This is a genomic window from Breoghania sp. (assembly GCF_030066895.1).
In the GTDB taxonomy this organism is placed as follows: domain Bacteria; phylum Pseudomonadota; class Alphaproteobacteria; order Rhizobiales; family Stappiaceae; genus Breoghania.
The window spans coordinates 16,209-29,351 of record NZ_JASJAV010000013.1; the positions used below are offsets into that span (position 1 = coordinate 16,209).

The following is a 13,143-nucleotide window of genomic DNA, read 5'->3' on the forward strand; positions in this document are numbered from 1 at the left end:
ACACGGCGGCGGGATGGGACCGCGGGTCGGTATGGTAGAGCGCGCCGACAAGATCAAACGAGGTGATCGGGATGGCGATGACGGGGATGCTCACGGCGCTGGCCGCATGCTCGGCGGTGCCGGGGCGGCACAATATGGCATCCAAGTCAGGCTCGATCTCGCGGACGAGATCGGGAATCTCAGAATATTCGGCAACGAAGGTGCTGGGGTGAACGCCGCAATCCTTGGCGATCGCTTCGAATGGTTTGCCGATATCATCCTGCGTCTGAATGAGCGCTATGTTGATCGCATTTCCGGCGGATTCCTGGCGGATTTTTTCCATTGAGCCCTCCAATCTTCGGACCCTGGTATCCCTTGAGAAGGCGTCAAGCGGTGCTGGCCGTTGGGAAGCATTTCCGCGTGTCGACACATCCATACTCGCAGGTTGGCCGGTTGTTTCGGGTAGGGGCACGATATCCCGCCTGACGCAGTCGAGACAATGCGTCCTAAGCTCACGGGGCCGTTGAGCCTTGGGATCAGGCGCGTTGGTCGAGAGAAACGGATTTTGCCGCTAAGGCCGAAGCCGGACGACATCCGTCGCTGCGGGGCAGGGGCTATGGCTGGCATCCGCGATGGAAAGGGCGTTTGTCGGGCGGCAGATCGGTCTTCTTGAAAACCTATCGCCCGGGGGCCGTTCCACCGCGAAAGCCGTCTTGAGACGCTACTCAGATCGAAATGGCGTATTTCTCCACTTTCTCCCAGTCGGGTTTGACGCCCATGCCGGGCCCTCCGGGAAGCAGCATCTTTCCGTCCCTGATGACGAGCGGGGACTTCAACAAGTTGTCTCCGATATCGTCGACATAGTAGGAAAATTCGCAGGGCAGGCTGATCTGCTCGTACGCGCTCGCGAATTGCAGGCAGGCCGCGTTACCGAAATCGGTCTCTGCCTGCAGGCTCACCTGCACGGGAATGTTGGCGCATTCCGCCAGATGCACGATCTTCGTGGACAGGGTAAAGCCCGTCCTCGGGATCTTGATGTCCACTTCGCCGATCGCACCCAGCTGGATCTGGTGGTAGACGTCTGCGACCGTGAAGGTGCTCTCGTCGCTCAGGATCGGAACCGAAACCCTGCTGGCGACATCCTTGCGGCCTTCGTTGTCCCAGGCGATCATCGGCTCTTCAAGACAGTCGATGACGCCTTCGAGCGCACTCATCACCTTCAACGCGTCGATACGGCTGTAGGCCATGTCGGCGTCGATATAGAGCCGGGTACCTTCCGGGCTTGCGGCCCGCCCTTCACCTTGAACGCCCGGTATCCCTCATCGAGCTTTTCCTTCAGCTCGGCGATCATCTCGTCGCGCTCGCCGAAGCCGATCTGCCAGCACAGCACGACCTCCTTGCGGGCAGGACCGCCGAGCAGGCGCGCGACCGAAATGCCCAGCGAACGGGCGTTCAGGTCGTAGAGCGCCACGTCGATCGCCCCCTTGGCCGCGAGGTTCCAGGGCAGGAACTGGAATTTCTTCCAGATCCCTTCGAAATTGAAGGAGTCCTCGCCCACGACCATCGGCTTCAGGTACTTGGTCAGGGCGTAATATATGCCCTCCTGCGTTTCGCCGTAAATCATCGGCCGGGGGATTGCTTTCGAAACGCCGACCGAGCCGTCTTCGGCCGTGATCTTCACGATCAGATGCTCGGCCGCGGGCAGCGAGCCCACTGCCCAGACAACCACGCGTTTGTTCGGGATCTTGAACGGGAAGACTTCCACATTGGTGATTTTTATTCCAATTCCTCCTTGTTCCAGAGGTTCACAGGGCGTCCGCTTCGCTATGTCCGGCGGCCGGCGTTGCCGTCGCTTCCGCCCCGATTTCATGAGGTCCTTGCCCGCCGTTTCCGGCCCGAAGAAGATGATTGGGATCATCAGCATGCCGAGCGCGGTCGAGACTAGGAGCGAGAGCGAGATGGAGGTGAATTTGGCGATGAAGCCGAGTAGGGTCGGCGTGATCACTGCCGTGACTTTGCCGATGGCGACGGAGAATCCGAGGCCCACCGTGCGCACCTCATCCACGTAGATTTCGCTGGAATAGGTGATGTAGAGGACGGTGACGCCGACGCTGATGCCGATGAGACAGCCGATGCCGTACATGGCGACAACGCTGTGGTTGTGGCTGTAGAGCATGTAGTTCAGCAGTGCGACGGCCACGAGCCCGATGAGCATGTAGCCGGCCAGGACGAGCCTGCGGCCGTAGACGTCCGGCAGACGGCCCGCCAGAAGGTATTCGAGCGTGCCGACCGCCCACGCAACGAGCGTGAAGTAGGACACATGCGCATTGTCCATCCCGAAATCGATGGAGAGCGCGCCGGGCAGCCAGACGACAATGCCGTAGGCATACATCACGCCGAAGCAGTGAAGTGCGGTCGAGATGAACGTGCTCTTGAGATATTTCGGGGTGAAGAGGGCGCGGTAGCCGGGGCCGTGATCTTTCTTGCCCGTGGCCTCGGTGGTGCGGTTGCGCTCCTCGTTCGTCTTCAGCCAGGTCGGGCTTTCCCGCAGCATGGTCATGACCGGGATCAGGGTCGCGAGATCGGGAATGACCAGGACGAAGTAGCAGGCGCGCCAACCGAGGTTGAACCAGCTCTCGAAGACCAGGAACACCAGTCCGGCGAGGAAGAAGCCGACCGGATAGCCGGACTGCATGATCCCCATCGCCCAACCGCGCTTCTTGGGCTCGACCACTTCCGAGACATAGGCTGCGCCGATCGGCCATTCGGCGCCGGTGCCGCAACCGGTAAAGAAGCGTCCGATCGCGGTGGTCGTCAGATTGCCCGCCATGCCGACGGCACAGGTGGCGACTGAGAACAGGCCCACGCAGGTGGCAATGCCGACCCTGCGTCCCTTCCGATCCGCCAAGATGGGCAGGATCAACGATCCAAGAACGGTGCCGACCAGGAAGACCGAGGCGATCGCGCCCATGGTCGTCAGGTCAAGGCCGAATTCGTCTTTGATCATCGGAAGCGTCAGCGAATAGATCGTACTGTCTGCTGCATCGATGACCCAAGCTACGAACACAAAGAACAGAACTTTTTTGCCATGTAGCTCATTGTGCTCCCTCCCTAAAAGTAAATGGGATTTCCTTTCTGTTGCTTGCGCGCATCTCCAATTTGGGGTTGTAGGGATACGCTCGGCTGTCGCGGCGCTCGCGCCCCGGTCGGCCGTTGCTGCCCCGCCGTGATCGCCGGGGCTTTCTTGATGTTCGGATGGCTTGTGGCGGCCTGGGGTGGGCATGGCCGACGGCATGAGGTGTCACGTGACACCGTCATGTGTCATGCGGCCAGATGCATGGAGGGTTTGTGCCAGTCCCGACCGATCGCCTGTCCAGCCGTCACTGACGTCCCGGGAAAGGATCTCCTGCCCAGTCTTCGCTGAGCGGCGTGAGGAAGTAGAAGGTGATCTTGCGCGATACGAAGCGCCAGCGCCCGCCCACCCGTTTCATCACGTCGTCGTAGTGTCCGGCGGAGACGAACGACACGCCGTCGGTGGAGGACAGGTACTTCATGGAGATCCGCCCCGTGGCGTTGTCTCCGTCAAGTTCCACCGTTCCGTCGGTGCAAAAATGCCAGAAATCCTCGGCTAGCTTGGGAACTCTCTGGCTGAAAAATTCATGGATGTTGTCGTAGCCCTTGACGGCTTCCAGTCCGTCGAACACGCCGTCCGGCGTGAAGAGCTGCACGAATTCGTCCCACTGACGACCGTTGAGAAGATGACAGTATGTGGCACGAAGCTGAGCGATCTCCAGTTGGTCTTCAACTAATTGCAGGCGTTCCTCGATTGACTTCATTTTCTGAATTCCTCTTCCCTAAGTGCTTCGGATGCCGGGTCGGATGGATCTCCGACCCGACGCCGCAGCACTGCTGCCTGGTGGTTTCAATCCGTCACAGAGATGAAAGGAATTCGTTGAGGTGCTTGGCGACGACTTCCGGGTTCTCGACGGCGAGGAAGTGCCCGTAATCGGCGACCGGCCGGTAGACGAGCTTTTCCGTGTTGGTCAATCGGGACATGGTGTCCTCGACCATCTTCTCCGTCACGATGGGATCGTCGACACCGTGGACGATGAGGACGGGGCAGGTGATCTTGCCCATCTGATCGCGCACGTCGAACCCGTTGTACTGGGTCAGGTCACCCTGCTTGGTGACACTGATCTCCTGGGCAACGCCCCACATGATGAAGTCGCGGGCTTCCTGCGGGCAGGCACGACCGATTAGGCATTCGGAGAACTCGACATGGGAATGCTGAGCGTTCACATAGGGGTGGTTGAGCAGTTCCAGGATGGACGCGCTGATTGTCGGCGTGTAGTCCGCGCCCTGCATCGACAGGATGGCGCCGACCGGATAGTTCTGCGCGATGTAGTAGACGATGTTGTCGCCCATCGAGCAGCCGATGACCATCGGTTTTTGGACACCCAGGGCCTCGACGACAGCCCAGACGAAGTCGCCGTAGTCGCGGTAGGTGTTGAGCACCTTGTTGCCGGGCAGCGGCCGGCTCTTGCCGTGAACGGGCATGTCGAAGGAGTACATCTTGTATTTGTCCTCCAGCAGCTCGAACAGGCCGTGATACTGACGGTTTTTCCCGTCCGGCGGTGTGAAGGCAGATGATGGTGTGCTTGCCGTCTGCGGGGCTGTCGTTCGTTTCGAAGTACGTCTTGATGCCCTTGACGGTCTTGTAGAAGCCGGTGACAGCTATCACTTCACCTCCACTTTCTTGGAAACAATCCCCTGATCTTCAAGCACTTCGCCAAATACGTGGCAGAGATAGGCGAGCGGATTGAAGTTCTGACGGGTGCGAAGCGGAGCGCCCAGCAGCGTCAGGGTGTTCGGGTTTATCGTGTTGGTGGAAACGGTCAGACTCTTGCGATCGCAGAACTCCGCCCAGCACACCGCCTTGCCCTCGACGCTGAGATCAATGCCGGTATTGGGGATGCCTTCCTGGACTGCGACCACTTTCCCCAGGTGAACTGACAAGGTGTAGGCCTTGTCATCGTACTTGAGCGTGATATCTCCCGTGAAGAATCTTCTGAAGTACTGGTTGGCGAATTTTCAGAACATTCGTCGTTATATCTTCTGTCAAGGTATTCTATTTTTTATTGTGATTCTTATTCGTTATATACTTCGAAATTAATTGACGATGTCTGTCAGCTTTCTGCGAGCCGTTTCGGTGCCGAAGATGAAGATCGTCGGAACCATGAGCAGGGCGCCGATAGCGGCGGTCAGTTCCGCAGTCGTGGGGCCGGACTGCTGGGCAACGATGCAAAGGCCCATCATCGAGAAGACCGCGGTCAACCGGCCGATACCGATTGCGATACTCGTTCCCGTTGCACGAACGTGGGTGGGGAAGATTTCGGAAGAATAGGTGATCAGGATCGAGTGAAGTCCGACGCCGATCAGGGCCGTAGCAACGTAGAGCAGATGCACGTTAGGGACTTCCATCGAGGTGGAGAAGTACATGGTGGAAGCTCCGCCCATCACCAGCAGTGCGAACATCAGCAGTGCAAGGTGACGGCCAATGATATCGCCAACCCGCCCGGCGAGAGTGTAGCTGAACACCGCGATGCCCCACATCAGCATGCTCATCCGGCCGCGGGTCACGGCATCCATGCCGAAGTCCTGCGACAGGGCGACGAAGAACCAGGTCAGGTTGCCCCATGCCCAGAAGGCGCCCAGCGAATGCAGCGTCATGGCGATGAAGGTGTTCTTGCGATAAGCTGGCTTGAACAGTTCGCGGATGTTGACCTTCTTGCCGTTCGGATCCGCAACGTGCTGCTTGCCGAGGGCCTTGACGCGTTCGACCTCTGCACGGGCCGCCTTCCACTGCTTGCTTTCCTGCAGGACGAAGAGGACGGGGATGATGATGACCACGGCCACGATCGCCGTCATGGAGAAGGTGCGCCAGGAGTAGTTCATCGACATCATCAGGGTGAACGGCGCCGAGCACATGAAGAAGCCGAGCGGGGTGCCTGCCTGCATGAGGCCAAGCAGCGTTCCGCTGGTCTGTGCGGGAGTGATTTCCGACAAATGCGAAGCGCCGAATTCTCCACTGGCAGGTCTGTCCGTGTGAAGAGATGAAGCGCAGCGGGAGGAGAGCGGCAATACCAATACTACGGGTCATGCCGATTATTCTGTTGAAGATAACAGCCATGCCGATCTTGCGCCCGTGTCGATCCGCCACAAGCGGCAGCCAGAGGGCGCTGAATAAGTCGCCGACGGAAAAGACGCTGGCCACCAGGCCAATGTAGGTGGAGGTGTAATGCATTTTCTCCATCATTCCGGGGACGGCGAGCTGGAAGGTGTTATTGAAGTTTACTAGGCACCAGCTCAAGGTGACGATGATGAAGGAAGTTATGACATACCCGGTTGTGTAAGTATATTTTCCGTTTGTTTCCGCCCCCCCCCCCCCCCCGCGGCCTCGGCATCGGATGCGATCCCGGCGGCGGCCGCATCAGTAGCTATCTCGGCGACGGTGACATCAGCATCGGCGGCGATCCCGGCAGCAGCGGCATCATTTGTAGTCGTTGTCGATTGCATGGGCTTTCTCCCTGGACGCGCTGCGCCATTTAGATGACTTTCTGTTCTGTCCAAGCGAGGATCTCTTCGGGAGCTAACCCGAACGTCGACCCGTAAACCTCCTGGTTGTGCTGGCCTAAGGTTGGCGCCGGCGACCGTACGACGGCGTCGGTTTCCGAAAGGTGGAGAGCGGAGTTGGTGATCCGGACCTTGCCCGCCTTGGGGTGGTCGGTTTCCACGAACATGCCGCGTGTGCCCGCGATGTGCGGATCGGTGCAGACTTGCGAGACGCCGAGGATGGGAGCTGCGGGAATGCGCTGGGCCAGAAGTTCCTTGACGATGTCGTCGACGGTGCGCGTCGCTGATCAATCTTCGGTGTGGCGCTTGAGCAGCTTGCCGTTTTGAACGCGCTTGAAGTTGGTATCGAACTCCGGCATCTCGAGAAGCTCGGGCTTGCCCATGATGTCGACGAAGACCTTCCAGAGCTTGTCGTTGCCGATGGTGATGACGAAGTACCCGTCGGAGGCCTTGAAGGAGTCGGCTGGGGCAACGGATTCGTAGGAGTTGCCGCGCCGTCGCGGGATGCGGTTGTCGACCAGGTAGTGCTGGTTGATTGTCATTATGCTGGTGATGAGGGCATCGACGAGGGAGATGTCGATCATCTGGCCGTGGCCGGTGGCATTGCGGTGGACCAGCGCCGCCATGACACCCATGGCGCCGGTCATGTCGCCCATGACGTCGCAGACCGGACCGCCGGCCCGCAGGGGCTCGGCGTCGGCTTGGCCCGTCACGCTCATCAGGCCGCTCATTGCCTGGCCGATGAGGTCGTAGCCCGGCAGCAGGCTGTAGGGACCTGTCTGTCCGAAGCCGGAGATCGCGACGTAGATGATTTTCGGATTGATTTCCTTCAGGACTTTGTAGTCGAGGCCGAGCTTCTTCATGATGCCCGGTTTGAAGTTCTCGACCATGACGTCGGACGTCTCGATCATCTTGAGGAAGATGTCTTTGCCGGTCTTGAGGTTGAGTGTAACCCCCCTTTTGCTGCGGTTGAGGTTCATGTAGTAAGAACTCTCACCGTTGACGAAGGGGTTGTACTGGCGGGCGTCGTCGCCCGTGCCGGGGTGCTCGATCTTGATGACCTCGGCGCCCAGATCTGCGAGGAGTGCCCCGCATAAGGGACCTGCAAGAATTCGCGAGAGGTCAAGGGCCCGCACTCCGGCGAGTGTCCGGTTCTCTTTCATTGTTGAAACTCCTAGAAATTTGGCTTGGGGCTGAAGGCGCGTCCGCTCGGATGGGGCGACCGGGCGCGTCTGCTTTTTCTTGTCCCTCAGCCCAGTTCATTTCCGGCGATGAGCACAGCGCTGAGCTGCGGTCCTCCGCCGAAAGTGTGCGAAAGTCCCCTGGAGGCGTTCTTGATCTGTCGTCGGGGATCATCGACCTTGTGCTGGAACTGCTTGTAGATCTCGTAGGTCATGCGCAGTCCGCTTGCCCCGACCGGGTGGCCGAAGCACTTCAGTCCGCCGTCGATATTGACCGGAAGATCTCCGGTGAGTTCGAAGGCGCCGTTGTCAATGTCTTCGCGCGCCTTGCCGCGCTGGTTGAAGCCGAAATCTTCGTAGATCAGCATTTCCGTGATCGTGAAACATCGTGGACTTCGGCCAGATCGATTTCCTTGCGCGTATCCTTGATGCCCGCCATCTGATAGGCCTTGGACGAAGAGGTCTTCAGCGCATCGAAGCTGGTCCAGCTGAAGCCGGGCCGCTGGTGGGGCAGCATCGTGTCCATCGCAACGCCGAGACCCTTCACGTAGATCGGGTCGTCGCGGAACGCCTTGGCGTTGTCGGCGCGGGTGATGATCGCGCAGGCCGATCCGTCACTGTTGCCGCAGCAGTCGAACAGGCCGAGCGGGGTGGCTATGATCGGGGCCGGCATCACCTGGTCGAGGGTCAGTTCCTTGTGGAAGTGCGCCCTCGGCGAGAACATGCCGTTGTGGTGGTTCTTCACCGTGATCTTGCCGATCGTCTGCTTGCCTTCTTCGTAAGAGAGGCCGTACTGCTCGAAGTAGCGCGTCGCGATGAGGGCGAAGGAGCCCGGTGCCGTCCGGCGCGCTTCGGTGACCGGGTTCATGCCGCGGCCCGCACCCAGATCGGGATAGTCGGTGTCCTTCAGTTTCTCCACGCCCAACGCCATCACCACGTCGAAGGCGCCGCTGGCAACGGCCATGCAGGCCTCGAACAGGGCGATGTGGCCGAAGGTGCAGAAGTTCTCGTTTCGGATCAGCGGGATGTTGCTGAGCTTGAGTGCGTCTGCGACCTGTGCGGCGGCAAGACCGCCGACCGGCGCATACATTTGGTCGATGAAGATCGCTTCGATATCCTGCGGGCCGACGCCTGCATCCTCATAGGCTTCGTAGGCGGACTCGATGGCGAGATCGGCGACGCCGCGGTCCCAGCGCTCTCCGAACTTCGAGCAGCCCATTCCGACGATCGCGACTTTATCTTTCAAAGATATCATTCGCCCTCCGCGTTCGCCGCCGGGCGGCATTTCCAGTAGTAGTTTATGTAGTTGCCGCCCACGTAGACCTTGCGGAAGGTGAATTCGACCGGCATGCCGATCGAAATCTTGTCTTTGTCGAAATCCGTCATCAGCAGGTAGTAGCGGGTCTTCTCGTCGTCCTCGCACACGGTCTGGACGACGACGGGGTCGTCGCTGCGACCTGCCAGATTGTCGATCGAATAGGTGAAGACGCGGGCCTTCCTGTCGGACAGGCGAACTGTTTCGAATTCATCCTTGGAATGGCATGTCGGACAGACGCGGTTCATCGGGGTCGTGATGGTTCCGCATTTGGTGCACTTGCTGCCGTGGAAGCGCAGCAGCGACTCCTGATCGCGCCAGTAGCCGGCGGTGGAGGGGACGGTGCGGAACGGTTCGCCCGGCTGGGCTTCCAGGATGTCGCGGAAGGACAGGAAGCGGTTGTAGGATTCCAGCGGGCGGCCGCGGGCCAGGTTGCGGGCGACGAGAATGAGATCGCCGGGAGCGGTCGTTTCCAGCGCGTTTGCCAGAAGCAGGAGCGGTTGAGCCGCGCCGCAATACCCGACCTGCAGCCTCAGCGGATCGGACAGTCGTTCGGGCGCAAACCCGAGATGCTTGGCGATCTTCGAGCTGTCGCGCAGGCCCTGGGTCGCGAGCACGAGCTTGGAGATCTGCTCGGGCTTCAGGTCCACCTGCGACAGAAGGCCCTTGATCGCCTGCGACACGGCCCGATTGTAAACCTCGTCCTTGGCGAAGCGGGATTCTGCTGAATGTGGGAACTTGTCGCCGCTGTTCCTCCAGTTGTCGAGGATCTCGTTGTTGAGCGAAAAGCTCTCGCGATAGATCGCGACGAGATCGTCGGCAGCGATGAGGGCGGCAGCCCCGGCATCGCCGGCAATCTGTTCCAGATCCGACTTTGGATAACCGAGAGGACAATCGGCGGCGATCACGATCACGCGGGCATTCGAGCCGGATGCAACGGCATCCAGTGCCGCTTTCAGAGCGCTGGTGCCCGCCCGGGCACTGGATCCGAAATCCGCAGTATGGATAGTGTACTTGAGATCGATCGCTGTGGTCGCGAAGCCGGCTTGTGATTTTTCTGCGTAAGGGGCGGTAGTTGACGCGTAGAGCAACGCATCGACGGTTTCTCGTTCTGTCCCTTAAAGGCAATCCCTGGCGGCTTCCACCGCCAATGTCAGACTGTCTTCGTCGGTATTGACGCGCTTCTCTCACCCTTGAGTCTCGGCCTCTCCCAAGCTTTTGCGATCGCTTCGCGTTTCAGGCGATACAACGGGATGTAGATACCGGTCCTCGCGATTCCCACATTCATAAAGTTCTCTCCTTATGCCGTGCTGACGGCAGCAAGGAGATGGGCAAGGGCGCCTACCTTCTGACATGCCGGAGCACGTCAAAGGAGGAGCAAGCAGTGTGCCAATAATATTTTTAGGGATTCTCTAGTATTTTCGGGGCTCCTATTCAGGAAATGGAACGCTAAATCAGGAATAAATATTTTGCAGCAAAAAGTTGGGCCATTCCATTTATGGAATGCATCCTAAAGTTCTGCAACACCGGGCTGCGACAAACCGTCGAGTGCACGCAAGGGCAGGAGTTCGGTCGCCGGAATTCAACGGTATCTATGACGTCAGGTGCGGCGGAAAAGGGGCGGCGGGAAATATTGCGCCGCTACCCGAGGGCAACGGCGCACCCGAATCTCAGTGACTGATCATCCACGGCCGTTTGGCGGGGAAGGTCTTGTCGCCATCGGCGATGAAGACGGTGCCTGCCTTTGACGAGCCTATCCCCGAGCAGCATGCGCATACCGCCGGGTGGCGTTTGGCGCGTTTCTCAGATACGGCTGCCTACGGGCTGTCGCGCGTGGAAAACTGCGGGGTGTGGCGGGCGCGTTCATTCGTTGCCAGCGCCGTGCGTCGTTCGGCGGACAATCCCGACATGTGGTGCACTTGCAGGAGGACCCGGGGGGCCTCCTGCTTGCACGCCGGACACGCGATCGGATCCGCATGGGCCGACATCGGGCGAAGTGCCGTGATCGGACCGCAGTCGGGACACATGTAATCGTAGACCGGCATGGTTGCCTCCTTCAGAGATCCGGTGCCAGAGGAACGTCGATGGATCCGTCGAGATGCATGATCGGACCGTCCGCTCCCGGCATCATGTCGAATTCGAAGATGTCGGTCGGCAGCCACAGCGTTGCGCAGGCATTGGGAACGTCGACGACGCCCGAGACGTGTCCCTGCACCGGCGCCGTGCCCAGGATCGCGTAGCCCTGTGCACCCGTGTAGCCGAATTTCTCCAGGTATTCGATGGCGTTGAGACAGGCTATGCGATAGGCGACATGGACGTCCAGATAGTGCTGCGTGTCCGCCTCATCGACAGAGATGCTCTCGAAGATCATATAGTCGTCGTATTTCGGCACGATCGGGGAGGGCTTGAAGATCGGGTTCTTGACCCCGTATTTCGCCATCCCGTCCTTGATCAGCGTGACGCGGATATGCAGCCAGCCCGCCATTTCGATGGTGTCGCAGAAGGTGATATCGCCGTCGCCCTGGCTGAAGTGCAGATCGCCCATGGAAAGCCCCGCACCGTTCACATAGGCGGGGAAATAGATCTTGGAGCCGCGCGAAAGATCCTTGATGTCGCAGTTGCCGCCGTGCTCGCGCGGGGGAACGGTGCGCGCCGCTTCGGCCGCTGCCGCATCGCGCGCCTCGCCCTTCATCTGGCCCATATGGGCGGACTGCGTGTTGGGCAGGTTGGCAAGCCCCGGCACGCGGTCCGGGTCGGTGTTGAAGAGCGCGGTTTCGCGCGCATTCCAGTCATCCAGCATCTTGCGGTCCAGCAGGCAGCCGATGAGACCGGGATGGATCAGTCCCGCATAGCGCACGCCGGGAACGTGGCGCGACTTGGTGAACATGCCTTCGAAATCCCAGATCGACTTCTGGGCTTCCGGAAAATGCTCGGTCAGGAAGCCACCGCCATTCTGCTTGGAAAAGAAGCCGTTGAAGCCCCACAGCATCTCTTCCTTGGTGCCGATATCGAGAATGTCGACCACCAGAAGATCGTCGGGCTCCGCGCCCTTCACGCCGATCGGTCCGGAGAGATAATGGACCTGCTCCAGCTCCACGTCGCGCATGTCTGCGGCATCGTCGTTGTTTCCGATCTGGCCACCGGTCCAGCCATACGTTTCGATTTTGAAATCGTCGCTCGGTTCCACCCACACCGCCATGGGGATGTCGGGATGCCAGCGATTGTGCACCTTCTCGTTTGTGTGCGGGGATTCCTTCAGGTCCGCTGAGATCAGCGTATCGGCCATCGTAGTCTCCTCTGGTTCGCCCCATTGCCCCGGGGCTCGGTGGGAAAGGGGAGGTCACACGGACAGGAAGCCGGCGACCTTTTCCTCATCGATTTGCGCGCGCAGCTCGTCATGGACGAGGCGGCCGTTTTCGAGCACCAGGATCCGGTCCGCGACATCGAGCGCGAAGGACAGCACCTGTTCGGATACGACGATCGACAGGCCGCGCTCATCGCGAATGCGCCTAAGAACGCGGGCCATTTCGCGGATGATCGAGGGCTGGATGCCTTCCGTCGGTTCGTCGAGAAGCAGCACCTTCGGATTGGTGGCGAGCGCACGGGCGATGGCGATCTGTTGCTGGTGGCCGCCCGAAAGGTTGCCACCTCGCCGGTTCTTCATGTCGAGCAGCACGGGAAACAGCTCGTAGATGCCGTCCGGCACCTTGGATGTTCCTGACAGGGTGAGGCCGGTATCGATGTTTTCCTGCACCGTCATGGTCTGGAAGATCATCCGTCCCTGCGGTACGTAGGCGACGCCCTGGGCCACATGCTCGAAGCTCTTCAGCGACGTGATGTCCGTGCCGTCGACCATCGCGTGGCCCTCGCTTGTCGGCACGATGCCCATGAGCGACTTCATCAGCATCGTCTTGCCCATGCCGTTGCGCCCCATGATGGCGACGATCTCGCCTGGCGCGATGGTGAAATCGAGGCCGTGCAGCACTTCGCTCTGGCCGTAGGCGGCATGGTAGTGATCCACTTGCAGCATGGTGG

13 protein-coding genes and 1 pseudogene are annotated in these 13,143 nt (G+C 59.9%); 1 reads left to right on the forward strand and 13 read right to left on the reverse strand.

Features of this window, described 5'->3' with window-relative positions:
- Positions 1-31 precede the first annotated feature (31 nt).
- On the forward strand, positions 32-325 hold the full coding sequence (locus QNJ43_RS13760; RefSeq protein WP_300470875.1) for a hypothetical protein: 294 nt from the start codon (positions 32-34) through the stop codon (positions 323-325).
- 379 nt (positions 326-704) lie between these two features.
- On the opposite strand, the gene QNJ43_RS13765 is transcribed toward QNJ43_RS13760, so the two are convergent.
- The 13 genes and pseudogenes from QNJ43_RS13765 to urtE form a co-directional block, all read right to left on the reverse strand.
- On the reverse strand, positions 705-1,226 hold the full coding sequence (locus QNJ43_RS13765; protein ID WP_300470877.1) for an enolase C-terminal domain-like protein: 522 nt from the start codon (positions 1,224-1,226) through the stop codon (positions 705-707).
- Complete coding sequence (locus tag QNJ43_RS13770; protein WP_300470880.1) at positions 1,199-3,046, reverse strand: MFS transporter; 1,848 nt, start codon at positions 3,044-3,046, stop codon at positions 1,199-1,201. The genes QNJ43_RS13765 and QNJ43_RS13770 overlap by 28 nt, the downstream gene beginning before the upstream one ends.
- Before the next feature lie 313 nt (positions 3,047-3,359).
- On the reverse strand, positions 3,360-3,815 hold the full coding sequence (locus QNJ43_RS13775) for a nuclear transport factor 2 family protein (protein ID WP_300470883.1): 456 nt from the start codon (positions 3,813-3,815) through the stop codon (positions 3,360-3,362).
- A 94-nt stretch (positions 3,816-3,909) separates the two neighbouring features.
- Positions 3,910-4,713, reverse strand: coding sequence for an alpha/beta hydrolase (locus QNJ43_RS13780; RefSeq protein ID WP_346432994.1), 804 nt, complete (start codon positions 4,711-4,713; stop codon positions 3,910-3,912).
- 3 nt (positions 4,714-4,716) lie between these two features.
- The gene (locus tag QNJ43_RS13785) at positions 4,717-4,995 is read right to left on the reverse strand and encodes a hypothetical protein (protein ID WP_300470885.1); all 279 of its coding nucleotides are present in this window, start codon (positions 4,993-4,995) and stop codon (positions 4,717-4,719) included.
- Between the two features lie 153 nt (positions 4,996-5,148).
- The gene (locus tag QNJ43_RS13790) at positions 5,149-6,126 is read right to left on the reverse strand and encodes an MFS transporter (RefSeq protein WP_346432985.1); all 978 of its coding nucleotides are present in this window, start codon (positions 6,124-6,126) and stop codon (positions 5,149-5,151) included.
- A gap of 458 nt (positions 6,127-6,584) precedes the next feature.
- Positions 6,585-7,775, reverse strand: a pseudogene (locus tag QNJ43_RS13795) (CoA transferase).
- Between the two features lie 86 nt (positions 7,776-7,861).
- Complete coding sequence (locus QNJ43_RS13800) at positions 7,862-8,161, reverse strand: hypothetical protein (RefSeq protein ID WP_300470889.1); 300 nt, start codon at positions 8,159-8,161, stop codon at positions 7,862-7,864.
- Complete coding sequence (locus QNJ43_RS13805; RefSeq protein ID WP_300470891.1) at positions 8,155-9,039, reverse strand: acetyl-CoA acetyltransferase; 885 nt, start codon at positions 9,037-9,039, stop codon at positions 8,155-8,157. Before QNJ43_RS13805 ends, QNJ43_RS13800 begins: the two co-directional genes overlap by 7 nt.
- A 5-nt stretch (positions 9,040-9,044) precedes the next feature.
- Positions 9,045-10,199: a hypothetical protein gene (locus QNJ43_RS13810; RefSeq protein ID WP_300470892.1), complete on the reverse strand. Its 1,155-nt coding sequence runs from the start codon at positions 10,197-10,199 to the stop codon at positions 9,045-9,047.
- Between the two features lie 726 nt (positions 10,200-10,925).
- Positions 10,926-11,153, reverse strand: coding sequence for a zinc ribbon domain-containing protein (locus QNJ43_RS27220; RefSeq protein WP_346432986.1), 228 nt, complete (start codon positions 11,151-11,153; stop codon positions 10,926-10,928).
- Positions 11,154-11,164: 11 nt separating this feature from the next.
- The gene (fmdA, locus tag QNJ43_RS13820) at positions 11,165-12,394 is read right to left on the reverse strand and encodes a formamidase (protein ID WP_300470895.1); all 1,230 of its coding nucleotides are present in this window, start codon (positions 12,392-12,394) and stop codon (positions 11,165-11,167) included.
- 54 nt (positions 12,395-12,448) lie between these two features.
- The gene (gene urtE / locus QNJ43_RS13825) at positions 12,449-13,138 is read right to left on the reverse strand and encodes an urea ABC transporter ATP-binding subunit UrtE (RefSeq protein WP_300470897.1); all 690 of its coding nucleotides are present in this window, start codon (positions 13,136-13,138) and stop codon (positions 12,449-12,451) included.
- Positions 13,139-13,143: the final 5 nt, after the last annotated feature.